Raw genomic sequence first — 25,512 nt, 5'->3', positions numbered from 1 at the left:
AAAGATGAATAAGATATTTAAATTAATACCTGTATTAGCAATAACAGCATTTTTTAGTGCGTCTTGCAGTAGCAGTAGTGATGATGGAGGAGGTGCAGCTCCAGCGGTACCAAATACTGCTCCAACAGCAGTCTCAAATTTAGTGTACCCAAGTTCAGATTTGTTATGTATAGATAGTAACATTACATTTGAATGGGCTGCAGCAACAGATGTAGATAATGATGTTTTAGAATATACAATCAGAATTGCAACAGATAGAGACCAAACTAACATCGTAGCACAACAAACAACCACTAATACTTCAATAACAATCCAATTAGGAGCAGGAACAGCGTATTATTGGAACGTTATGGCTTCAGATGGCGAGGATAATGCAGCAGCATCACCTACCTTAGCGTTTTATACCGAAGGTAACGGAGTGGCTAATTATGCTCCATTTACAGCAGCATTAAATGCACCAGCTTTAGATGCTTTTGTAGCTGCAGGAACAACAACTTTAGATTGGACAGGTTCAGATGTAGATGCAGGAGATACATTAACTTATGATTTATATTTTGGGACTTCTACAAATCCTGCTGTTAGTCAATTAGATTTAGCAACATCAACTTTTGATGTAACTACTGTTGCGGCTACAACATATTATTGGAGAGTGGATACTAAAGATAATAACGGAGTAAAAAGTATTGGTCAAGAGTGGTCGTTTACAACAAATTAATACACTATTTACCTTATAATTTTAAATGGCAGACTAATTTTTTAGTCTGCCATTTTTTTTAGTAATTCACTTAGACTTTTAGAGTCAAGCTGAATAGATTGTTGCAATTCTAAAACGGTTCCGTGTTCAATAAACTGATCCGGAATCCCTTTTAGGATTAGCATATTTTTATAATTATGTTTTGCTGAAAATTCAGCTATTGCACTACCAAATCCACCTATAACTGAAGCATCTTCAATAGTAACAATAGTCGTATGTGTTTTAAATATTTTATGAAGCATATCTACATCTAATGGTTTTACAAAGCGCATGTCGTAATGAGAAAATGCTGAGGTGTCTTCCATGAAATCGAATGCTTCAGTAACATTTTTAGCCATATTACCAATAGAAAGAATTGCGGTTGTTGTCCCTTGTTTTATGCATTCACCTGTACCGATTTCAATTTTAGAAAACGGTTGCTGCCAATCTAAATTTTGACCACGTCCTCTTGGGTATCTAATAGCAATGGGCTGTTTTAAACCCAACTGCGCAGTGTACATAATGTTACGTAACTCGACTTCATTTCTTGACGCAAAAATTATCAAGTTAGGGATGCAACGTAAATAAGATAAATCGTAAACACCATGATGTGTTGCTCCATCTTCACCAACCAATCCTGCACGATCCAAACAGAAAATGACAGGTAAGTTTTGTAAAGCAACGTCATGTATCACTTGGTCATAGGCACGTTGTAAAAAGGTTGAGTAGATATTACAAAACGGAACCATACCTTGTGTAGCCAATCCAGCAGCAAATGTAACTGCGTGTTGTTCGGCAATTCCAACATCAAAGGCACGCTCCGGAATTTGCTCCATCATGTATTTTAAAGAGCTTCCTGTTGGCATTGCTGGTGTAATCCCAATTATTTTTTTGTTTTGTTGCGCTAGTTCAACAATAGTATGTCCAAAAACATCTTGGTATTTTGGAGCTTGTTTTATGTTTGATTTTGGGTTTAGCTCGCCAGTATCTTTATTAAACTTTCCTGGAGCATGATAAGTGACTTGGTTTTCTTCGGCTTGACGTAACCCTTTTCCTTTGGTGGTTATAACGTGCAAAAACTTTGGGCCTTTTACGTTTTTTAAACGCTTTAATTCTGCAATTAATAGTGGTAAATCGTGCCCATCTATTGGTCCAGAATAGTCAAAATTTAAAGCTTCAAAAATATTGTCTTGTTTTTCGGTACCTTTTTTGACGTTGGTTAAGTATTGTTTCAAAGCACCAACACTTGGGTCAATACCAATAGCATTGTCGTTTAAAATAACTAATAGATTGGCATCTGTAACACCTGCGTGATTTAAGCCTTCAAAAGCCATTCCGCTTGCTATAGAAGCATCGCCAATTACTGCAATATGTTGTGTGTTTAAATCGCCTTTTAATTTAGAGGCAATTGCCATACCCAAAGCTGCAGATATAGAGGTAGAGGAGTGTCCAACACCAAACGTATCAAAGTTGCTTTCTGACCTGTTTGGAAAACCGCTTAAACCACCAAGTTGTCTGTTGGTTTCAAAAGTATCGCGTCTACCAGTTAAAATTTTATGTCCATAGGCTTGGTGTCCAACATCCCAGACCAACTGGTCTTTTGGTGTATTAAATACATAATGAATTGCAATAGTTAACTCTATCACACCAAGACTTGCGCCAAGATGTCCTTCTTTTGTGGCTACAATATTGATAATAAAATCACGAAGTTCTTTAGCAATAATAGGTAAGTCGTCTTGTTTTAAAAGACGAAGCTGTGTTGGGTTTTGTATTTTATTAAGGAATTTAGTCATTGCTTTACAAATGTAGTACTTGAAATTGTATTTTTGATTTTTAATAGTCAACTTTCTGATATGATAAATCCATACGACGATACTTATTTTATGAAAAAGGCGCTTCAGGAAGCGGAAGAAGCTTTTGATAAAGGCGAAATTCCGGTTGGAGCTGTAATTGTTATAAAAGACCGCATTATTGCAAGAGCCCATAATTTAACTGAGCTTTTAAATGATGTTACTGCGCATGCCGAAATGCAAGCCATTACAGCTGCTGCCAATTTTTTAGGTGGTAAATATTTAAAAGATTGTACGTTGTATGTCACTTTAGAGCCTTGTCAAATGTGCGCAGGTGCTTTGTATTGGAGTCAGATTTCTAAAATTGTTTATGGTGCAAGAGATGAGGATCGTGGTTGTATTGCATTAAATACAAAGCTACATCCTAAAACTAAAATGGAAGGTGGTGTGTTAGCTGAGGAAGCATCAGCTTTATTAAAATGCTTTTTTGTTGAAAAACGAAACTTAAATTAATAAACTATGTTTGCGGTTTAGTGCATTAGCGATAGTAACGACATCCTTTTTGTTTTACTAAAAAAACAAAAAGATACAGTGGATAGCGCGACGCTTTGTAGCTTTTTGCGGAAAAGGGTAATGCCCAAATAAAACACTAAAATCGTCTTTTATCGCCTTCTTTTTTACGCATGTCTTCTATTTTTTCTTTGGTTAACATGTATTCTTTGGCGTCTCTGTCTTTCCATCTGTGGTAGGTAAATAAAGGGATGACCACAAAAAACAAGCCTAAAACACCAAAACCAATTAGCTTTTGTCCATAGTCAACTTCTAGCCAATAGCCACAAATAATACTAGCAACTGAGGCGATAAAAGATAATGCGATGATGTATTTCATGTTTTAAAAGACGTTATTTTTTGTAAAGATATAAAATGCTTTACTAAGTGGTGGTGTAGTTGATTAATTGGCGTCTGTAAGCGGTTAATAATTTAGATTTTGATACAAAACCAATGTATATGCCATCTTTGATTACAGGTAAATTCCAAGCATTAGAATCTTGGAATTTTGCCATAACCGTTTTCATAGAATCATTTTTATAATCAATAATATCTGGTGGATTATGCATTAAATCTTCGACTAAAGTGGTGTCGTACAGTGCTTGATTAAACATAATCTCTCTGACATCATCCAGTAGGATTATACCAACTAAAGCTTTGTTTTTATTGACCACAGGAAATAGATTTCTGGTAGATTTTGCAACGCCTTTATGTAGCATGTCTCCAAGTGTCATGTTTGGGTTTAGTTTTACAAAATTAGTTTCTATTACACTATCTAAAGACATTAGGGTTAGTACACTTTGGTCCTTGTTGTGGGTTAATAACTCGCCTTTTAAAGCTAACTCTTTGGTGTAAATGGTAAAATCTATCGCGTTTTTTTTAATTATAAAAGACATGGATACTGCAATCATTAATGGGATAAACAACTCGTATCCACCAGTAATTTCGGCAATTAAGAAAATGGCAGTTAATGGTGCGTGCAGCACTCCTGCAATTAATCCAGCCATACCAATTAAGGTAAAGTTGGTCTCGGACACATTAAAACCTAAGCCTAAATTGTTGATTATTTTAGCAACTACGTTACCCAATGCACTACCCATTACCATGGTTGGAATAAATATTCCTCCAGCTCCACCAGCTGCAAAAGTAGTAGTCATGGCTATTGCTTTAAATACTGTTATACCAATTAGTAATCCAATAATTACCCAAATATTATCCTTTAAATGGTCAAAAGGTGTTGTGCCTAAAGCTGCCAAATGGTTTCCTGCTAATAGGTTGTTTATAAATCCAAAGCCTTCTCCATACAATGGTGGGATAAAATATAACATGACACCAATTGCCAATCCACCAATTATTAATTTAATGAGTCTAGATTTAAAACGCTCGAAGAATTTTAAAATATAGAAATACATTTTAGTGAAATAAATTGAAGCAAATCCAGTTCCGATACCTAAAGCTACGTAAAAGAGAGTGTCTTTAATTTCGAATTTATCAGAAAAATTAAAGTTGAATAGTAAGTCGTCACCCAAAAAGAAGTACGACGTTAACACTGAGGAGACTGATGCGATTAGTAATGGTAATAATGAAGCAAAGGTTAAATCCAAACTAAATACTTCAACCGCAAAAATTATAGCTGCAATTGGCGATTTAAATATAGATGAAATGGCGCCTGCTGCTGCACAACCAATTAATAATGTACGCGTTTGTTGGTTAACATGAAACAGCTTACCTAAGTTAGAGCTGATTGCAGATCCGGAAGCAATAGCTGGTCCAAGTAATCCAACAGATCCTCCAAAACCAACAGTTAGAGGTGCAGTTATTAACGGAATGTAAATTTTAGAGCGTTCTATTAATCCGCTACGTTTTGATAATTTAAATAAAATAGAAGGTATGGCGTGTTCTACCTTTTTTTTAGAGACATATTTTGTAAATAAATACACTAAAAACAAACCAAAAACAGGTAGTATAAAATAGACTTGGTTTTTAGAAAACACTACTAAATTATCTAAAGCACTTTCTATTGTAAACGTTATGTTTCTTAATGTTACCGCAGCTAATCCTGCCAATAGTCCAACCAATCCACTTAAAATATAAGTGAAGTTTTTTTCGGAGATATTTTTAATTCTCCAGATAAAAAAACGTTTATGTAATGGTTGCTTTGGCATTAATTAAATGTAATAAAAAATCCTGCAATTTGCAGGATTTTTATTTTTATGATTGTAAATCTAATTTAAGATTTAATTCCTTTAATTGTGTATCATCAATTGGAGCAGGAGCGTCAATCATGACGTCTCGACCGGAATTGTTTTTAGGGAATGCGATAAAGTCTCTAATGGTTTCTTGACCTCCTAAAATAGATACTAATCTATCAAGACCAAAAGCTAATCCACCATGTGGAGGTGCGCCATATTCAAAAGCATCCATTAAGAATCCAAATTGAGCTTTAGCTTCTGCTTCGCTAAATCCTAAATGTTTAAGCATGATTGCTTGTGTTGCTTTGTCGTGTATACGTATAGATCCACCACCAATTTCGTTTCCGTTAAGGACTAAATCGTATGCGTTTGCTTTTACGTCTCCTGGGTTAGTGTCTAATAATTCTATTTGACCTGGTTTTGGAGATGTAAATGGATGGTGCATAGCGTGGTAATGACCGGTTTCTTCATCAAGCTCCAATAATGGGAAATCAATTACCCATAATGGTGCAAATACTTTAGGGTCACGTAAGCCTAAGCGTGTTGCTAATTCCATACGTAACGCACTTAATTGTGCACGTACTTTATTGGTGTCTCCAGAAAGCACACAAACTAAATCGCCTGCTTTTGCACCTGTTTTTTCTGCCCATTTAGCTAAATCGTCTTGGTCAAAAAACTTGTCTACAGAAGATTTAAATGTTCCGTCGTCATTACAACGTGAGTAAACCATACCCAAAGCACCAACTTGTGGACGTTTTACCCAATCAATTAATTTATCAATTTCTTTTCGTGTGTATTCGTTTCCGCCAGGAACAGCAATACCAACAACTAATTCGGCATCATTAAAAACACTAAAGTCTTTATGTTGTGCAACGTCATTAAGCTCTCCAAACTCCATTCCAAATCTAATGTCTGGTTTGTCGTTTCCGTATAAACGCATCGCGTCATCATAAAGCATACGTGGGAATTTGTCCACCTCGACACCATTTACTTCTTTAAGTAAGTGACGTGTTAAGTTTTCAAATACATTTAAAATATCTTCTTGCTCTACAAACGCCATTTCGCAGTCAATTTGCGTAAATTCTGGTTGTCTGTCTGCACGTAAATCTTCGTCTCTAAAACATTTTACAATCTGGAAATATTTGTCCATTCCTCCAACCATAAGCAATTGCTTGAAGGTTTGTGGTGATTGTGGTAATGCGTAAAATTCACCTTCATTCATTCTAGAAGGTACTACAAAATCTCTAGCGCCTTCTGGCGTAGACTTGATTAAGTATGGTGTTTCAACTTCAATAAAGTCATTGTTTGATAAAAAGTTTCTAACTTCTTGAGTCACTTTTGCTCTGAAAATTAAATTATTTTTAACCGGATTACGTCTAATATCAAGGTAACGGTATTTCATTCTGATATCTTCACCACCATCCGTTTTATCTTCGATAGTAAAAGGAGGAAGTAAAGATTCGTTTAGAATGTTTAATTCCGAAACTAAAATCTCGATATCTCCAGTTGGGATATTAGGGTTTTTAGAAGCACGCTCAATGACAGTTCCTTTAACTTGTATAACAAATTCGCGACCAAGCTTTTGTGCTTGTTCCATCATTGCTTTTGGTGTGCGTTCCTCATCAAAAATAAGTTGCGTTATTCCGTAGCGATCACGTAGATCTACCCACATCATGAACCCTTTATCTCTTGATTTTTGTACCCAACCTGAAAGGGTAACTTCTGTATTTATATGTGATGCAGTTAACTCACCACAGTTATGACTTCTGTACATAATAGTTTATTAGAAATGCAAAAGTAAAAAATCCGAAGTAAAGACTTCGGATTTTTTGTTTAAATCATTTAAATGTATGTACTAAACTGAAAATTTACTCTTCAATTGTAGTTTCTAATGTAATATTGTCTTCGTTTTTGTTTGAAGAAAATTTATCTCTTATCCACATTTTTAATTTAATTGATAAGAAAAATAATATTGGAACAACTATTAATGTTAGGAAGGTTGCGATTAATAAACCGTAAATAACCGTCCATGCTAGTGGTCCCCAAAATACTACGTTATCTCCTCCCATGTAAATGTTAGGATTAAGATCTGCGAATAGTGTAAAGAAGTTAATGTTTAGTCCAATTGCTAACGGTATTAATCCAAAAATGGTAGTGATTGCTGTTAGTAATACTGGTCTTAAACGTGCTTTTCCTGCATTTACAATACTTTCAAATAGGTCTTCATTTGTAAGGTACTCATCTTCATCTAAATCTAATTTTGCTTTCTTTCTATCAATTAGAAGTTGGGCATAATCTAACAATACCACACCATTATTTACAACAATTCCGGCAAGCGATATAATACCAACCATAGTCATCATAATAACGAAAGAACTTCCTGAAATTACAATACCTCCAAATACACCAATAAAACTAAGGAAAATAGCAATCATGATTATTGTTGGTTTTGAAACCGAATTAAATTGGAATATTAAGATAAAAAAGATTAATCCAAGTCCAGTAAAAAAGGCGCCAACTAAAAATAGCATTTGCTTGTTTTGTTCTTCAATTTGACCTGTGTAATCTATTTTGATGCCTTTAGGTAAGTTTTCAAAACTTTTCATTTCGTTTTGAATTTGACTTACAATAGCAGCAGCATCTGTAAAACCTGGTGATAATGCAGAATAAACAGTTACAACACGTCTGGTGTCTTTGTGTTTAATAGCACTAAAACCTGAGTTGTTCTCGTATTTAATTACAGCAGAAACTGGTACGCTTTTTATTTGGCCAGTGTTGTCTCTAAACGTTATGTTTTGATTAAATAAAGCACTTTTGTTGTATCTGTTTTCTTTATTAAAACGAACATAAATATCGTAATCGTCACCATCTTCTTTATAAACACCTGCTTTAGATCCAAAAACTGAGCTACGTAATTGCTGTCCAACTTGCGCTGCACTGATGCCTAGTTCTCCTGCTTTTTCTCTGTCTATAGTTACACGCATTGTAGGTTTGGCTTTGTTTACATCAATCTTAAGCTCGTCAATACCTTGAATGTTTTTGGTGTTAATAAACTCACGCATTGTTTCTGCTGTAGCAATAAGTTCATCATAATCTTCACCTTCAATTTCAATATTTATAGGCGCTCCTGCAGGAGGACCATTAGCATCTTTTTCTACCGAAATCAATACTCCTGGAAAAATACCTACTAATGCTGTTTGTACTTTTTGTCGTAAAACCTCACTGTCTTCGCCACGTCTAAATTTGTACTCACGCATAGAAGCGGTAATTTTAGCTTTGTGTGGCATTTCTGCAGCAGATCCACCATCGGTTTGAGGGTTTCCTGCACCTTCACCAACTTGAGATACTGTGCTTTCTACTAAATAATTGTAGCCATCATCCATGTAATGGTCATCATTTAATACAGTAAATACACGTTGTTCTATCTCTTTGGTAATCGCATTTGTTTTTTCGATAGCAGTACCTTCAGGATATTCTATATAAACAATAATCTGATTTGGTTTGTTATCTGGAAAAAATTCTACTTTAGTTCGTTTAGCACCTAAAGACATACCAAATGCCACAAATGAGGCAATAAGTAGTAAAAAGGTACCAATACTTAGTAGATATGGTTTTCTTCCTGATAATGCAGCACGTAATTTACGCTCGTACCAGTTTTCTAAATTAACTAAAGCTTTGTTTTGGAAACTGTTTGCCCATTTTCTGATAAAGAATCGGTAAGCCCAAAGCATAACAGCTGTAAAAATCATTACAGTACCTAAACCTCTGTATGCTCCTCCAAAAATTAATATTAATATCCCGATGATAGCTATTATAGAGGATGTTTTAATGATTTGTTTTAATGGCATATCTTTATCTTCAATAGTCATGTATTTTGATACTAAAACCGAATTGAAAAAGATGGCAACAAATAAAGAGGATCCTAAAACTACAGATAATGTTATAGGTAAAATTTTCATGAATTCTCCCATAATTCCAGGCCATAATCCTAAAGGAATAAAGGCTGCAACAGTTGTAGCTGTTGATATGATAATAGGAAAAGCAATTTCGCCAATACCTTTTTTAGCAGCTTCAATTCTGCTCATCCCTTCGTCCTCCATTAAACGGTATACGTTTTCAACAACAACAATTCCGTTATCCACTAGCATACCAAGTCCCATAATAAGACCAAAAAGTACCATGGTATTTAAACTTTGACCTAATAATTGTAATATCATTAGCGACATAAACATGGACATAGGTATTGCAAAACCAACAAATAATGCGTTTTTAAACCCTAAAAAGAACATTAAAACCGTAACAACTAGTATTACTCCAAAGATGATATTATTTACTAAATCGTCTACTTGACCAATGGTTTTTGAAGATTGATCGTTTACTACAGTAACAGTTAAATCAGGAGGAAATACATTGTCTATTGCATCTGCAACAATAACCTGAATTTGCTCTGCAGCAGCAACCATGTTTTTACCAGCACGTTTTTTAACGTCTAGCATGACTACAGGATGACCATACTCTCTAGCAAATGTTGTTTTATCTTCTTCTTTAAAAGATACGGTTGCTAAATCTTTAAGGTATATTGAGTTTCCATTTTCTGCTTTTACAACAAAGTTTTCAAGCTCAGCAGGTGTTTCAATTTCACCTAGAACTCTAATAGTACGACGCTGTCCACTTGCTTTTAAGTTACCAGCAGACATCGTTAAGTTCCCATTATTAATAGCGCCAATAATATCGTTAAAAGTAACTTGTGCAGCCATCATCTTATAAATGTCTACAGCGACTTCAACTTCTTTTTCTTGAGCACCACGAATGTCCGCTTTTTTAATTTCTTGCAGATTTTCTATTTCATCTTGAAGATACTCAGCATATTCTTTTAGTTTTTGAATAGGGTAATCTCCAGAGATATTAATGTTTAAGATTGGCATTTCTTCAGATAAGCTTAACTCAAACACATCTGGTTCTACTTTTGCTCCATTAAAGGTAGGCCAATCTTCGCCAGATGTTTCTGTGTCAATTTCATCTTTTACTTTTTGTTTGGCCTGATCTACGGTTAAACCATCATCAAACTCGACTATTAATATCGAGTAGTCTTCTTGCGATGTTGAGGTGATTTCTACAACATTACTAACCGTTTTTAATTTGTCTTCTAAAGGATCTGAAATTAATTTTTCAATATCCTCTGCAGTGTTTCCTGGGTAAATAGAACTTACATATATTTTAGTTTCGTTTACTTCCGGAAAGTTTTCTCTTGGCATGTCAAAAAACGCAGATATCCCTAAGTAAAAAATTACTGCAATTAGGACATACATCGTGGTTTTGTTATTTATTGCCCACGATGATAAACCAAATTCTTTATCGACTTGTTTTTTCTTTTTAGTCATTATTTAGTTGGTTTAGTATTTAATTACTTTAACAGTTTGTCCATCCTTTACACTACGTGCACCTTCTTGGATTAACTCGGCTCCATTTGTAATACCTTCTAAAACCTCGATCACATCACCTTGTGTTTTTCCGGTTTTTATAATTACCTTACTTACGGTTCCTTGATTATTATCCTTTTTGTCTTTAACGATGTAAACATATTGTTCTCCTTCTGCATTTTCAGATATAATACTTTGTGGTACTAAAATAGCTTTAGGGTTAGTGTAATCATTTATTTTAAGCTTTGCAGTTAAGTTAGGTTTGATAGTTTTGTCTTTGTTTGGTACAGTAACTTCAATTTTAAATGTACGGTTAGCTACGTTAATAACATCACCTGCTTGACGGACTTTAGTGTCAATGGAGGTTCCTAAAACTGGAAATTGAACAGTAACATTTTTTCCTTGTACTACAGTAGGAATATAGCTTTCTGGAACATCTGTCTCTATATACATATCGTCTAGGTTTACAATTTGCATTAAAGGTGTTTGACCTGCTCCAACAACACTTCCTTTTTCTGTAATTACGTCATCAATAGTTCCTGAAAACGGAGCTCTAACAATGGTTTTACTAAGTTGTTTTTGTAATTGGTTTATAGCTTCTTCTTGTGCTTCGTAGGATGATTTAGCTTGTAGATATTGGATTTCGCTACCAATTTTTTGATTCCATAATTTTTGTTGACGCTCAAAAGTTGTTTTAGCTAATGCAGATTGTATTTTAAGTTGCGCTAATTGTTGGCTTAATCCACCATCATCAATTTTTGCTAAAGTTTGTCCTTTTGACACACGTTGACCTTCTGTAACATAAACGTTAGTCAAAATCCCACTATACTCTGGTGTTATAATTAGTAAGTTTTTAGTTGTTACGTTACCTTGAAGTTCCAATACGTGATCAAAAACTTCTTCTTTTGCAAGGATAGTAGTGATTAAAGGAATGTTTTGAGTGGTATCTAGAGTTTTTATTCTTTCGTCTAATAATTTTATTTTAGAATTAATATCTTCTTGTTCAGATACTAATTCTGCACGTTTAGTACGTATGTCTTCTAAATTATTTTTTTCTAGAATTTTTTCTACTGAGTTTTTTTTGTCTCCTCCACATGAGGCTAGTAAAACAGCTATAAAAGAAAGCGTTAATATATGTTTCATAATTAATATTTTGTAGGATTGATGATTAGTTAGTTGTGTTTAGTAAAGTTTCTAGTTCTGCTTTTTTAGTAATTACATCTAACATAGTTTGAAGTAACTCTTGTTGTGCAGTATATAATTGCGTTTGCGCTTGTCTAAGTTCAAAACTAGAACCAATTCCTTCAAAAAATTTGGTTTGATTTTTAGTTTCGATACGCTCTGCAAGTATTAAATTTTCTTTTTTGTTTTGATAATCTTCGATAGCAAATTGGTAATCGCTTTTTGCAGATTGAATTTGAAGATTAAGCATTTGCTCAGTTTCGGTAAGATTTATTTCAGCTTTTTCTAAATTTATTTTGGCACGTTGTGTCGCTGCATTACGCATACCAGAGCTAAATATTGGTACATTTAAACTTACTCCAAATATGGAAGATCCAAACCATTTTTCGTTAGTGTCTGTAAAGTTAAAAGACTCTCTGTTACCTGTGTAACCTCCATTTATAAATGCACTTAAACTTGGTAATGCTTTACTTTTTTCTAATTTAACTAATAATTCTTTTGTTGTTTTATCATTTTCTGCAATTTTATAATCAATGTTATTTTCTACATTGTTTTCAGAATCTAAAAGTTGAATGGTTATGTTTTGGAGCGCAAGTGTGTCCAAATTTTCAGTTAAAACTATGTTGTCATTAATAGGCTTTCCTATGGTTAAATTTAACATCTGATAGGCTAAGTCTTTTAATCTTGTAGTGTTATTTAAGGTGCTTTTTACACTTGATAATGTTATTTTTAGTTGCTCGACACTTTCTTCTTCTTCTAAACCGTTTTCAAAAATTTTAGTGATATCGTTTAGATTTTTTTCTAAAACACTTATGTTTTTTTCTAATATAGCAATGCTTTCTTCTGCTAATAGCACATTTCCGTAGGCGTTGATAACAGCTTTTCTTACCTCTAAATCAGTTTTTGTTTTTGCGTTTTTAGAAATTTCTAAATACACTTTAGCAGACTGTAATCCTACTAAATAAGAGCCATCAAATAATAATTGACTTAGGGTAGCAGTACCAGTTAGTGTATGCTGTGATCCAACTTGTATAATTTGATCACCAAAAACAAATACATTACGTTTTAATGCGTTTTGGTAATCAACGGTTGCATTAAGTTGAGGTAAACCTGTAGCAGTAGTTTCCCATTTTTGTTTGATTGCAGCCTCAATGTCTAACGCTGCATTTTTTGATGACCTGTTATTTTCTAAAGCATAATTAATAGCTTCTTGTAAAGAAAACTCGGTTGGAGTTTCTTGAGAATAAACGATAGATGTTAGTGCTAAACTAAATGCTAATATTAGTTTTCTCATTAGTTAAGGGTGGTTTTGTTAATAAATTTATTAAGTGTAAGTAGTCCGTTATCTGTACAAATGGCTCTAAGGTGATATTCCAAATAGCTTTCCATTAAATATTCCATAGTAAATAGTTTGGTAGGAAAAATGTTCTCGTCTTTAATTCCAGACATACCGTTAAAATACATTCTTGAAATAAAATCGACATCAATGTTTTTTCTAAACAAACCTGTTTGTACACCTTTTTCCATACTTTGTTTTACCGACACGTACATTTTTTCAAATTGTTTAAGGTGTAAAATACTGTATATCTGAGGGTAGTATTTTTTTAATTGATATTGAGGTGATGCTTTTTCGTTTTTTAAAAAGGTCATTACAAACATTTTAATGTCGTATAGCTCCTCAATAGGGTTTAGTGATTTGTTTGAAATGCAATCAATGCCATCACAAATGTTTTCAAACATATGCGATGTAGTCGCTTCTACTAATTTTGTTTTATTAGCAAAATGCTGGTAAATTGTTTTTTTAGAAATACCTAAAGCACTAGCAATGTCATCCATTGTAACGCTTTTAAAACCAAGTGATAAAAACAACTCGGCAGATTTATGTATAATTTTGTCTCTCATAATTTCGTGCAAATGTACAACAGGAAACTTTAAAAACAATAAAAGTTTCCAAAGTTTTAATTATTATTTAACATTGGACTTTTGCTAGACAATAGTTTGTTAGCAGTATTTGCTTTATTTTTGCAGGATGCAAAACATTTTATTTTATCAGTCTGCATTTACAGACTATTTAAAAGACTATTCGTCACCAAAACAACCAGAAAACTTATATAGTCCAATACACTATATACTGCAATTAGGTGGTAAACGTTTAAGACCTGTGTTAACATTAATGACAGCAGAAATTTTTGGAATAGATTATCAAAAGGCGTTAGATGCAGCATTAAGTGTAGAGGTGTTTCATAATTTTTCGTTAGTACATGATGACATTATGGACGATGCGCCTTTGCGACGAGGTCAACAAACAGTGCATGAAAAATGGGACCTTAACACTGGTATTTTATCTGGAGATGCCATGTTAATCATGGCTTATCAGTTATTTGAAAACTATAAACCAACAACATTTCAGGCGTTAGCAAGACTGTTTAGTAAAACCGCTTTAGAGGTTTGTGAAGGTCAGCAATATGATGTTGATTTTGAAACCAGAGACGATGTTACTATACCTGAGTACTTAAAAATGATTGAGTATAAAACAGCTGTTTTGGTTGGTGCAGCCATGAAAATGGGAGCGATAGTTGCCGAAACGTCGGAAGAGAATCAGAATAATATCTACCAATTTGGAAGATTATTAGGAATTGCTTTTCAATTACAAGACGATTATTTAGATGCATTTGGTGATCCAGAAACATTTGGTAAACAAGTTGGTGGAGATATTATTGAAAACAAAAAGACCTATTTATACTTAAAGGCTTTAGAGTTTTTAAACAAAAAGGATAAAGTAAAATTAGAACAATTATTTTCTGTGCAATTAGATGATAATTCTGAAAAAATTGAAACTGTAAAACAATATTTTATAGATTCTAAATCTGCTGAAGCAACTCAAGAAGCTATAAAAAGTTACACTAAAAAAGCATTTGATGTGTTAGATGTTTTAACAATCTCTGAGGATAAAAAAGAATTGCTTCGCGAGTTTGGAATGGGACTAATGACTAGAACGGTTTAAAACAAGTACATGACTTTACCTGCAACTTTTGAAGATTTAATTGTTGAAGCAAATAACTTACAACTTTATAAAAAGTTAGTGTTGCAACTTAATAAGGATTTTTTGTACGCAAATATTGATTTGGATTTTGATGAAGGCATCCTGCCAACAAGTTTAAAGCTAATATTACATGAAACAATATATAAGCTGATTCAAGAAAAATTTGCCGAATATTTAAATCTACTTTATATTATTGACGTATCAGAAGACGCTATCAAAAAATTAGATGGTAGTGATACATTGCAATTGTCGGACGAGGTTACTTTTTTAATCTTAAAAAGAGAATGGCAAAAAGTATGGTTTAGACATAAATATTCATAAAAGTTTAAACCATACTTTAATGTGTTTAAAGTGTTCTAAAGTATTCCAAAACAGCGCGTGCGTCAGCTTCTGTAAGTCCTTGATTAATCATAGGCGTATTATTATATTCTTTTAATAAATCTTTAGCAATTGGATCGTTTTTTAGCATCTCTTCAGGATTTAAAATCATATTCATAACCCATTCTGGCGTACGTCTTTTTAAAATGTCTTTTGGTGCTGGACCAATAAATTTTTTATCAGATCTATGACATGCTGTGCACATTTTATCGTAGACTTCTTTGCCTAGAGAAACCATTTTAGTATCTATTTGATCAGGTAAGGTTAGTGTTTTTATTGGACCTATTCCTTTGTTAGTTAGGTCTACAGTGCTTGATGCTGTGTTTTGTTCAGGATTTGATTCTACTTTAGACGAAGGTGGACGCTTATAGCTAAAATTGTCTTTAGCTTTTTTCTCATTGCCACCACAGCTTATTAACACAAAACCTAATACTACAATAATTAAATTTAATTTTGACATGACTTTATATGTTTAAATTTTATCAAAAATAAAATTTTATTAAAGCCTAAAAGGTGACTTAAGTCACCTTAAAATATAAAATAAATTGTATTTAAGTTTAAAAGAAGACTCTTACAAATGGAACAAAAGCATTTGCATAAACACTATCGTTTTCGTCATAAAGTAAATCATATCTTACTCCAAAAGTAACATTGTTAGTTCTGTAACCAGCACCAACAAATAAAGCAGGTACCCAATAGTTGCGATCTGCATTGCTTGCAAAAACACCTTCAAATTTTTGATTAACGTTAAGCTGTTCAAACTCGGCAGATAATTGGATTTCTTGCAATGGATTAAATAATCCCATAATACTTCCTCCTAATATTGTTGATTTGTAAACGTTTTTATTCCTATTGTAGGTCCCGTTTAATCCTACACCTAAAGCAAAAGTATTATCAAATTGATAAATAGCACTAGGTGCTAAAGTTGCACTAAAAAAGTTATTTCCAGTACTTAAACCTAAGCCTCCTCCAAAACGTACGTTTTTCCAAAATTCACTTTTTTGTTGCGGTAAATTATCCTGTGCATTACTAAAAGTGAGGAAAAAACATGAAAATATTGATAAAACAATAATTTTATGTCGATTTAGAGTGCTGAATTTCATAATTGTTAATTTAGATTTTTTAGAATGTTATAAATATAATAAAAGCATCTTTATATTTAGTAAAAGTTGTATTTTTGATAAAATTTTGTTGAAGCGAACACGTCTTAAAGAAAATAATGGATAAATACTCCTTTTTAAACGCAGCACATACAGCATACTTTGCTGATTTATACGAACAATATACAATAAACCCTGACTCTGTTGAGCCTAGTTGGAGAGCCTTTTTTCAAGGTTACGACTTTGGATCTGAAAATTATGGACTTGAAGGCGAAATTGTGGAAGGTGTTTCTAGTCAAATACCAGAACATGTTCAAAAAGAATTTCAGGTCGTAAAATTAATAGATGGTTATCGTAACAGAGGACATTTATTTACCAAAACCAATCCTGTTAGGGATCGTCGTAGATACGAGCCTACACTGGATTTGGAGAATTTTGGATTGTCTCAAACCGATTTAGACACCAAATTTAATGCTGGTGATATTTTAGGTATTGGAGCGCAAACGCTAAGAGAAATATTAAAACATTTAAACAGTATCTATTGTGATGCTATTGGTGTTGAATATATGTATATAAGAAAACCTGACGAAATTCAGTGGATTCAAAATAAACTAAATATCAACGATAATCAGCCTAATTTTTCTGGAGAGCAAAAAAAGCATATCCTTAAAAAATTAAATGAAGCGGTATCGTTTGAGAGCTTTTTGCATACTAAATATGTTGGACAAAAACGTTTTTCTCTAGAAGGAGGAGAGTCTTTAATTCCTGGTTTAGATGCTGTCATTGAAAAAGCTGCTGAGCTTGGTGTTCAAGAATTTGTAATGGGAATGGCACATAGAGGTCGTTTAAGTACATTAACAAATATATTTGGAAAATCTGCAAAAGATATCTTTAGTGAGTTTGATGGTAAAGATTACGAGCAGGAAGTATTTGATGGAGATGTTAAGTACCATTTAGGTTGGACAAGTAACCGTCAAACAGATAACGGTAAAAAAATAAATTTAAGTATTGCGCCTAACCCTTCACACTTGGAAACTGTCGGAGCAGTAGTAGAAGGTATTGTTAGAGCAAAACAAGACACATTATATAGTGACAACTTTAGTAAAGTACTACCAATAGTGGTCCATGGTGATGCAGCAATAGCAGGTCAAGGTTTGGTTTACGAAGTTGTACAAATGGCACAATTAGATGGTTACAAAACTAACGGAACCATTCATGTTGTTGTAAATAACCAAGTTGGATTTACAACCAATTATCTAGATGCAAGATCAAGTACTTATTGTACAGATATTGGTAAAGTAACTTTGTCGCCAGTATTACACGTTAATGCAGATGATGCTGAAGCAGTAGTACACGCAATGTTGTTTGCATTAGATTTTAGAATGAATTTTAAAAGAGATGTCTTTATAGATTTATTAGGATACAGAAAATATGGTCATAATGAAGGTGATGAGCCTAGATTTACACAACCAAAACTATATAAAGCAATTGCTAAGCATGCTAATCCAAGAGATATTTATGCAGACAAATTAATTGCACAAGGTATTATTGATAAGGATCACGTTAAACAATTAGAAAACGATTACAAATCTAGTTTAGAAGAAAAACTAGAGGATTCTCGTAAGGAAGACAAAACTATAATTACGCCTTTTATGGAGGAACAATGGAAAGATTTTACTCAGGTAGATGAAACCATTATGATGCAATCTGTGGATACTACTACGTCTTCAGTTAAGTTAGCAGCAATTACAAAAGTAATCTCTAACTTACCAAAGGATAAAAAGTTTATCAGAAAAATAGAACGTTTGATTAATGATCGCCAAACTATGTTTGACGAAAACAGATTAGATTGGGCTATGGCAGAGCATTTAGCCTACGGAACATTATTAGACGAAGGTTACAGTGTTCGTATGTCTGGTCAAGACGTAGAGCGTGGAACATTCTCTCATAGACATGCTGTTGTCAAAGTAGAAGATAGCGAAGAAGAAATTTTATTACTAAACCAAGTAAGTGACAAACAAGGTCAATTTCATATTTTCAACTCATTATTATCAGAGTATGGCGTTGTAGGTTTTGATTATGGATACGCTATGGCTAGTCCTAATACATTAACAATTTGGGAAGCACAATTTGGAGATTTTAGTAATGGTGCACAAATCATGCTGGATCAATATATATCTGCAGGAGAGGATAAATGGAAAACTCAAAACGGGTTAGTTATGTTATTACCTCATGGGTATGAAGGACAAGGTGCAGAGCACTCTTCAGCACGCATGGAGCGTTACCTACAGTTATGTGCTAAGGATAATATGTTTGTTGCAGATTGTACAACACCAGCAAACTTTTTTCACTTGCTAAGACGTCAAATGAAAACTAATTACCGTAAACCATTAATTGTATTTACACCAAAAAGTTTACTACGTCATCCAAAATGTGTTAGTACTGTAGATGAGTTTGCAAACGGAACATTCCAAACACTAATTGATGATACAGCTGTTCAGGTAGATAAAGTAAAAACATTAGTGTTATTAACTGGTAAATTCTATTACGATTTAGATGAGGAGCGTGAAAATTTAAACAGAGAAGACGTTGCTTTAATTAGAATAGAGCAGTTATTTCCTTTACCAACAACACAAATTAGAGAAGTATTAGCCAAATACAAAAATGCAGAAGACATTGTTTGGGCACAAGAAGAACCAAGAAATATGGGTGCTTATGCGCATATGTTAATGCATTTAGACGAAGCTAAAACATTTAGATTAGCTTCAAGACGTCCTTATGGTGCACCAGCAGCAGGTAGTTCTGTGCGTTCTAAAAAACGTCATAAAGAAGTTATAGATTTTGTATTTGATAAAACAAAAAATAACCAGCGATAAACAATAAATTTATAAACATGAAAAAGTTACTTTTAATACTAGCACTCTTGGTATCCTGTTTAGGAATAGCACAAGAAAAAGATAACTATAAAAATGCAGTAACTAGTTTTCAAAACCATTATAACAATGGAGATGTTACTAGTATTTTTAACATGTTTGATAATAATTTTAAACAAGTTTTAACCCTAGAAAAAACAAAAGCGTACTTTACAAAAGAGGTAAATATGGAAGCTTTAGGGAAAATTAAATCAATTGAATATAAAGACACAGTTCGTTCAGGAAACAATTATACAATTACTTTTGATAAAGGTGTTTATAATGGGTATTTCCTATTAGGAACGGATAATAAGTTTGAATTTATTCAATTAGATTTAGCAAAAAAATAAAAATAACACAACAATATAAAGTTACATTACGATGATTTTAGAAATGAAAGTGCCTTCTCCAGGCGAATCTATCACAGAGGTTGAAATAGCAGAATGGTTAGTTCAAGATGGTGATTATGTAGAAAAAGACCAAGCAATTGCTGAAGTAGATAGTGATAAAGCAACTTTAGAGTTGCCAGCAGAAGCAAGCGGAATTATTACGCTTAAAGCTGAAGAAGGAGATGCTGTCGCAGTTGGCCAAGTTGTATGTTTAATTGACACAAGTGCAGAAGCACCAGCAAGTAGCACTTTTGAAGGTGGTGATGAAGGCGGAAACACAAACGCTGAAAAAGATTTAGCTAAAGATCAAAAAGCAACACCTAATACTGATGCAGCTAAGGCTCCTAATCCAGCAACAAAAACGTATGCTTCTGGTACAGCAAGTCCAGCAGCTAAGAAAATATTAGCTGAAAAAGACATGGATGCATCATCCATAGCTGGAACAGGAAAAGATGGACGAATCACTAAAGAAGATGCAGTTAAAGCTGTACCATCTATGGGAACTCCAACTGGAGGAGATCGTAGCTCGACTAACACTAAAATGTCAATGTTACGTCGTAAAGTGGCAGAGCGTTTAGTTGAAGCAAAAAATACTACAGCCATGTTAACTACGTTTAACGAAGTAAACATGTCTCCAATTTTTGCATTAAGAAACGAGTATAAAGAAACTTTTAAAGCTAAGCATGGTGTTGGCTTAGGATTTATGTCCTTTTTCTCATTAGCAGTTGTGCGTGCATTACAGATGTATCCTGCAGTTAACTCTATGATTGATGAAAAAGAAATGAAAACTTTTAACTTTGTAGATATAAGTATAGCTGTTTCTGGACCTAAGGGATTAATGGTTCCAGTAATTAGAAATGCCGAAAATTTATCTTTCAGAGGTGTTGAGTCTGAAGTTAAACGTTTAGCACTTAGAGCTAGAGATGGTCAAATTACTGTAGATGAAATGACAGGTGGAACGTTTACTATTACAAATGGAGGTGTATTTGGAAGTATGTTATCTACTCCTATTATTAACCCACCACAAAGTGGTATTTTAGGAATGCACAATATTATTGAGCGTCCTATAGCTGTTGATGGTAAAGTAGAAATACATCCTATGATGTACGTTGCTTTATCTTATGACCACAGAATAATTGATGGTAAAGAAAGTGTAGGTTTTTTAGTAGCTGTTAAAGAAGCATTAGAAAACCCAACAGAATTACTAATGAACAATGATGTTAAAAAAGCTTTAGAGCTTTAGTAAGAATAATAGTTTTATAAAAAAAAAGGGAATAACTAAATGTTGTTCCCTTTTTTTTTACACCTATTTTTTAAAAAAAATAAATATATTAAAAGCAATTATGATGACTGCTAGTATAATAATACAAGCAGCGATTATACGGTTTTGCTCCTGTGTTCTCTTTTCTAAATCCATAATTTTAATTAATTAAAAACTCTGCACCATTACAGCGCAGAGTTTTCTTTAAATAATTCTCCCTAAGAACTAATTAATAGCATTGTAAAGGTATAATGTACAAAGGACATATGAAATACGTAGAACTACGTATTTTTATTAAGGTCTAGCGTAAAAAAAAAGCTCCAAAACAAAACGTTGCTTTAGAGCTTTCTCAATTTCCCTAAAAATTGATTTAATAGCATTGCTAAGATATAAGATATTAATAACGTGTGAAATACGTAGAACTACGTATTTTTATTTGAGTGAATTCCAAAAAAAAACTCCAAAACAAATTAATGTTTTAGAGCTTTCTCAGTTCTTCATAAATTGATTAATAGCACTGCTAAGATATAAGTAATAATTGAGGTGTGAAATACGTAGAACTACGTATTTTTATTAAGGTCTAGCGTAAAAAAAAAGCTCTAAAACAATTAGTCGTTTTAGAGCTTCTACCAATTTTCCCTAAAAATTGATTTAATAGCACTGCTAAGATATAAGTAATAAATGACCTGTGAAATACGTAGAACTACGTATTTTTTTCAGACTTTATTATATTAAAAAAGCTTTAATTGATATCTCAATTAAAGCTGTAATTGTCCGTGTTTGTTATGAAAGTTACTTGTTTTTAAAATAAAATGTAGTAAGCTAACAATTATTTTACGTAAAAGTCTACGTGTTTTTAATAAGGTCTTTATTCATATTAGCCCATAACATAAGCTCGTTATGCGATTTTTTTAAGTCTAATTTTTTTACAATATTACTTCTGTGCTTTTCAATGGTTCTAGTAGAGCTGGCTAATTCTTTTGAAATCTCGGCTGAGGTTAATTTTTCAGACAGTAACTTAACCACCTTTAATTCTGTAGGTGTTAATATTTCTAATAAATTAGAACTAGAAAAACTAACTTTTGAATTTAAGTATGAGGCAATCTCTTCGCTAAAATAAGCTTCATCTTTTAATACATGCTTAATACAGGTTTCTATTTCTTCAACCGCAAATTCTTTTAATATATAACCATAAACATTACAAGCTCTAGCTCTATCAAATAAATGTTCTTCGTTATCAAATGTAATAAGAATAATTTTGGTGTTTAATTCGTTTTTAAAGCAAGCTTCAGCGACTTCTAAACCTGTCATTTTTGGCATCCTAATGTCAAGTAAGGCTAAATCTGGTTTTAGTTTTACTATTAAGTTGTAAGCAGTTTGTCCATCTTCGGCACTTCCAATTATTTTAAATCCTCTAGAGGTAATAAAATCAGATAATCCTCTAAGCATTAAAGGATGGTCATCTGCTATTACTATTGATGCTTTCATATTATAGGAGGTCTTTTAGAGGTTGGATTTTGGTAATTAAAATTATAAAAAAATAAGCTGTTAGACTAATTTTTTTAAGTACAAATATTTTTTTTCGTAATCAATTATTCCTTTTACTTTTTTTAATACATCTGCTCCAATGATACCATCAACTGGTTGTGCGTTATGATTGATTAATGCTGTATTAACGTGACTTAAATCAAATAATACTAAAGCAGACTTTGCTATTTTAAGTCGTCCAATTTTGATGGTATTATTTTTAGATACTTGAGTAACCATACCTATTGCACCAGCTCCTGCAGCTAATATTTCAGAATCTTTAACTTTTTTTAAGCTAAATTTTTTAGCTGCCTCAAAACCAACACAGCTATTTGATGCACCAGTATCTAAAATAAATAAGCCTTTATAACCATTTATAGACGCTTTAATTTCAAAATGATTAGTTTTTGTTAGTTTTAATTTGACTCTTATATAGTCTTTAGCAAATAAAAAATCTTTAAGCGTTTGGTCCATTTTTGCGTTTACGTATTATAATCCATAAAAGTAAAGCAATCCCTAAACCAATAAAAGTAAAAATGATATATTTTGAATTTACCGTTGGTCTTTCTGGTGTCAAATGACCATAATAGATAAAGGTACTCCAGTAGTAAGGTGATTTTTTTATGTTAGAAATGGATTGATCTTTTAAATAATCTAATTTAGCTAAACGATTAGCTATAAAAGGAGAGTGTGATTGACTATAATTTTTGTAAAACGAAGCCATTAGTTGTGAGGTTGATAAATCATTGATTTTCCATAAGGAAAACAATAAGTTTTCAACACCTGCATATTGGAAACCTCTTGCTAAGTTCATGCTGCCTTCTCCTTTTTGTAATTTTCCAATACCAGTTTCGCAAGCACTAAGGACTACTAATTGATTTTTAAGATTAAGACTGTATAAGTCGTTTAAAAATAATTTTTGATCTATAAAATCTATGTTTGCAGGTATGGTAAATGTTCCGCTACTTGCGTGTGTAGATAAGTGTAATACGCCATAATTTTTAGCTTGTTGCATCGCATTGTTTTTAGTGGCATCTTGGTACATTAAAAACTTTGCATTTGTATGTTTGTCAATACTTTTAGCTTCGTCTAAAGAGTAGGTTAGTTTTGCATCACTATTGTCAAATACAGGAAACACACCCAAGACTTTATCTTCATATTTAAAATCCGACGCGTTTAAATAAAACAAAGCACTAGTATTGTACGCTAATACTTGGTTGTTGACAACAAATGGCATTTTAGAATAGTTTTTGGTGTCTGTGGATTGGGTTAGTAAACTTTCAAAAGGAATAAAATTTAAAAAGCCATCCGTAATTATTACTACATTTTTAAAAGCTAGAGTTTTGTCAAATTGTAATGCTTTGTATAGTTTAAAAGCAGCATTGGAAAATTGAGGAATGTTATTATTTATAACCGATGAGTTATCAAAATAATGGATATAGTCACTTATAGCTGTGTTAAAAACAGCATCTCTTGTAATGTTATTTAAACTTATGGCTGTTGCCGAAATTATAAACTGAAAAATATGATTTTCGCCATAAAAATACTCGACCAACACAGCATGATCTGTTTTTAATTTGTGTTGCAGTTTTGAGATTGAAATATCTACATCGTTAGGCTCAGGATACTTAGCTTTAATTTTAGCTTTTAATTTTTTTAATGCAATACTAACTGATGTTAACTCTTGACTTAATTTATTAATCTGTTTTACATCTTGTTGATATTGGGCCTTAATTAAGGTATTTGTTAAAAGCTCTTGTTGTTGTAATAATGTTAACTCTTTTATTAATAAGGTGTCTGTTGGATGATGTTCTAACAGTGTTTTTTTACCAATTATTTCTTTTAAAATCGAAGCTTTATTTTTTTCAGCGTATGCAAAAGCTTGTGTAACAAGGGTTGTGTCTTTAGTGTTTTGATAGGCCTTATAAAGTGCACTTATTATGGACTCACTACGTTTACGATTGGCATGTAGATGGATAAGTTTAGACTCTTGTGAGGTTAAGTTATTAGTCAATAATGTTGAAACGTAAAAGCTTAAGTCATAACAGGCTAAAGTATTGTCAAGATTGGATTGTAGTAAAGCCAATAAATCAAAAATATCAATAAATGTGTTTTCAGGATAAAGAGTTTCTTTTTTTGGTAAGTTTTCTAAATTATAATTTGGTAATAAGGCTTGTAAAGCCAGTTTTAGTTTTACCGAAGTGTTTTTAAAATCGTTTAATTTATAGTGTAATTGTGCCTCTTCAAAATTTAATTTTGCTTTAGTTCTAGCGGTTAGTGTATCCTTATTTATGTGTAAATGTTTAGTTTCAAAATAGAATAATGCAGTTTTATAATCTTTGTTTTTTAGCGCTAAATGGTATTTACTATCGTTATCATACTTGTTTTCCAACGCCAATGCATTAGGGTTATTTTTTAATTCAGAATTATTTTGAATAACACTTTTATTAATTACCTGTTGTAATGCTTGCTTTTGTATAGCTGAAGCTCCTTTTATATCTAAGCCATTTTTGGCAATATTAAGTGCAGAATTAAATTTGCCAAGAGTATAATAAAGATTAGCTAGGTTTATGGCACCACTAATTCTGTGTGGATTGTTTTTTTGTTTTTCAGCAAGAAAAATGTAATGTTTAATTGTGTTTTCTGCATTGGTATAATCACCAATTTTATGATAAAGTATACCTAACGGTTTTAAGCAATACTCTGTAATATCATACGCAAAGGTTTTATTTAATTGTTGTGTGTTGTAAACGTCCAATGCAGCCTCATAAGCAGTAATAGCTTTGGGTAGTTGGTTACTTTGATATAAATAATCTGCTTTATTGATTAACAAAAATAGATAGGCAAAATAGTGGTCTTTTGTCTTTAACTTTGAAGAGAATTCAACTTCGTTTTTAAGTAAAACGGAAAAGGTTTGAGTGGTTCTATTTTTGTTAAATGTTTCAGTAGCCACATAAATACTTTCTTCTAAATCTTGCGAAAAGCAACTTCCGAAGACTAAAAAAAGGAATATGACAAGGCTATATTTCATTATTA

General features: G+C 32.6%; 20 protein-coding genes. 7 read left to right on the top strand and 13 right to left on the bottom strand.

The window, feature by feature from the left end:
- Positions 1–4 precede the first annotated feature (4 nt).
- Positions 5–715 (top strand): hypothetical protein, encoded by a 711-nt coding sequence (locus WNY60_RS04055; protein ID WP_145005895.1) that lies wholly within the window; start codon positions 5–7, stop codon positions 713–715.
- 41 nt (positions 716–756) lie between these two features.
- On the opposite strand, the gene WNY60_RS04050 is transcribed toward WNY60_RS04055, so the two are convergent.
- A complete protein-coding gene (locus WNY60_RS04050) occupies positions 757–2,526 on the bottom strand; it encodes a 1-deoxy-D-xylulose-5-phosphate synthase (protein WP_342861588.1) in 1,770 nt (589 codons plus the stop codon).
- Positions 2,527–2,586: 60 nt separating this feature from the next.
- Between WNY60_RS04050 and WNY60_RS04045 the strand changes: the two genes are divergently transcribed.
- The gene (locus WNY60_RS04045) at positions 2,587–3,036 is read left to right on the top strand and encodes a nucleoside deaminase (protein ID WP_342861587.1); all 450 of its coding nucleotides are present in this window, start codon (positions 2,587–2,589) and stop codon (positions 3,034–3,036) included.
- Positions 3,037–3,172: 136 nt separating this feature from the next.
- On the opposite strand, the gene WNY60_RS04040 is transcribed toward WNY60_RS04045, so the two are convergent.
- The 7 genes from WNY60_RS04040 to WNY60_RS04010 all read right to left on the bottom strand — a co-directional run bounded on the left by WNY60_RS04040 (position 3,173) and on the right by WNY60_RS04010 (position 13,768).
- On the bottom strand, positions 3,173–3,412 hold the full coding sequence (locus WNY60_RS04040) for a hypothetical protein (RefSeq protein ID WP_145005906.1): 240 nt from the start codon (positions 3,410–3,412) through the stop codon (positions 3,173–3,175).
- Positions 3,413–3,455: 43 nt separating this feature from the next.
- Positions 3,456–5,237, bottom strand: a complete 1,782-nt coding sequence (locus WNY60_RS04035) for a chloride channel protein (RefSeq protein ID WP_342861586.1) — start codon at positions 5,235–5,237, stop codon at positions 3,456–3,458.
- 46 nt (positions 5,238–5,283) lie between these two features.
- Complete coding sequence (aspS, locus tag WNY60_RS04030) at positions 5,284–7,038, bottom strand: aspartate--tRNA ligase (protein ID WP_342861585.1); 1,755 nt, start codon at positions 7,036–7,038, stop codon at positions 5,284–5,286.
- A 94-nt stretch (positions 7,039–7,132) separates the two neighbouring features.
- Positions 7,133–10,645 carry an efflux RND transporter permease subunit gene (locus tag WNY60_RS04025; RefSeq protein WP_342861584.1) on the bottom strand — a complete coding sequence of 1,171 codons (3,513 nt, stop codon included), beginning with the start codon at positions 10,643–10,645 and terminating at the stop codon, positions 7,133–7,135.
- Positions 10,646–10,657: 12 nt separating this feature from the next.
- Complete coding sequence (locus WNY60_RS04020) at positions 10,658–11,827, bottom strand: efflux RND transporter periplasmic adaptor subunit (RefSeq protein ID WP_342861583.1); 1,170 nt, start codon at positions 11,825–11,827, stop codon at positions 10,658–10,660.
- A 25-nt stretch (positions 11,828–11,852) separates the two neighbouring features.
- Positions 11,853–13,160, bottom strand: a complete 1,308-nt coding sequence (locus WNY60_RS04015) for a TolC family protein (protein ID WP_342861582.1) — start codon at positions 13,158–13,160, stop codon at positions 11,853–11,855.
- Entirely contained in the window at positions 13,160–13,768 is a 609-nt protein-coding gene (locus WNY60_RS04010; protein ID WP_342861581.1) for a TetR/AcrR family transcriptional regulator, read from the bottom strand. The genes WNY60_RS04015 and WNY60_RS04010 overlap by 1 nt, the downstream gene beginning before the upstream one ends.
- Positions 13,769–13,895: 127 nt before the next feature.
- On the opposite strand from WNY60_RS04010, the gene WNY60_RS04005 reads away from it, so the two are divergent.
- Together WNY60_RS04005 and WNY60_RS04000 are read left to right on the top strand one after the other, a co-directional pair.
- Positions 13,896–14,870 (top strand): polyprenyl synthetase family protein, encoded by a 975-nt coding sequence (locus WNY60_RS04005; RefSeq protein ID WP_145005927.1) that lies wholly within the window; start codon positions 13,896–13,898, stop codon positions 14,868–14,870.
- Between the two features lie 9 nt (positions 14,871–14,879).
- On the top strand, positions 14,880–15,230 hold the full coding sequence (locus tag WNY60_RS04000) for a hypothetical protein (protein ID WP_342861580.1): 351 nt from the start codon (positions 14,880–14,882) through the stop codon (positions 15,228–15,230).
- A gap of 25 nt (positions 15,231–15,255) precedes the next feature.
- Here the strand turns inward: WNY60_RS04000 and WNY60_RS03995 are convergent, their stop codons facing one another.
- Both WNY60_RS03995 and WNY60_RS03990 read right to left on the bottom strand, forming a co-directional pair.
- Complete coding sequence (locus WNY60_RS03995) at positions 15,256–15,747, bottom strand: cytochrome c (RefSeq protein WP_292943540.1); 492 nt, start codon at positions 15,745–15,747, stop codon at positions 15,256–15,258.
- A 97-nt stretch (positions 15,748–15,844) separates the two neighbouring features.
- Entirely contained in the window at positions 15,845–16,390 is a 546-nt protein-coding gene (locus WNY60_RS03990) for an alpha-ketoglutarate decarboxylase (protein ID WP_292943543.1), read from the bottom strand.
- Positions 16,391–16,506: 116 nt separating this feature from the next.
- Between WNY60_RS03990 and WNY60_RS03985 the strand changes: the two genes are divergently transcribed.
- From WNY60_RS03985 to odhB, 3 genes are read left to right on the top strand one after another with little or no spacing between them, the layout of a single operon-like run.
- Positions 16,507–19,263 (top strand): 2-oxoglutarate dehydrogenase E1 component, encoded by a 2,757-nt coding sequence (locus tag WNY60_RS03985; RefSeq protein ID WP_342861579.1) that lies wholly within the window; start codon positions 16,507–16,509, stop codon positions 19,261–19,263.
- Positions 19,264–19,280: 17 nt separating this feature from the next.
- Positions 19,281–19,649 (top strand): DUF3887 domain-containing protein, encoded by a 369-nt coding sequence (locus WNY60_RS03980; RefSeq protein WP_145005942.1) that lies wholly within the window; start codon positions 19,281–19,283, stop codon positions 19,647–19,649.
- Between the two features lie 31 nt (positions 19,650–19,680).
- Entirely contained in the window at positions 19,681–20,931 is a 1,251-nt protein-coding gene (odhB, locus tag WNY60_RS03975; RefSeq protein WP_145005945.1) for a 2-oxoglutarate dehydrogenase complex dihydrolipoyllysine-residue succinyltransferase, read from the top strand.
- Between the two features lie 864 nt (positions 20,932–21,795).
- On the opposite strand, the gene WNY60_RS03970 is transcribed toward odhB, so the two are convergent.
- The 3 genes from WNY60_RS03970 to WNY60_RS03960 are packed head-to-tail and all read right to left on the bottom strand — an operon-like array spanning position 21,796 to position 25,507.
- Positions 21,796–22,437: a response regulator transcription factor gene (locus tag WNY60_RS03970; protein ID WP_339807994.1), complete on the bottom strand. Its 642-nt coding sequence runs from the start codon at positions 22,435–22,437 to the stop codon at positions 21,796–21,798.
- A gap of 60 nt (positions 22,438–22,497) precedes the next feature.
- Positions 22,498–22,950, bottom strand: coding sequence for a retropepsin-like aspartic protease (locus WNY60_RS03965; protein WP_145005951.1), 453 nt, complete (start codon positions 22,948–22,950; stop codon positions 22,498–22,500).
- Positions 22,934–25,507, bottom strand: coding sequence for a CHAT domain-containing protein (locus WNY60_RS03960; protein WP_342861578.1), 2,574 nt, complete (start codon positions 25,505–25,507; stop codon positions 22,934–22,936). The genes WNY60_RS03965 and WNY60_RS03960 overlap by 17 nt, the downstream gene beginning before the upstream one ends.
- Positions 25,508–25,512 lie beyond the last annotated feature (5 nt).

Origin of the sequence: Olleya sp. AS48 (assembly GCF_038900355.1) — a bacterium.
Taxonomy (GTDB): Bacteria; Bacteroidota; Bacteroidia; order Flavobacteriales; family Flavobacteriaceae; genus Olleya.
Note: the sequence above shows the minus strand (reverse complement) of the source record. Positions and strands in the feature narration are given on the sequence as shown.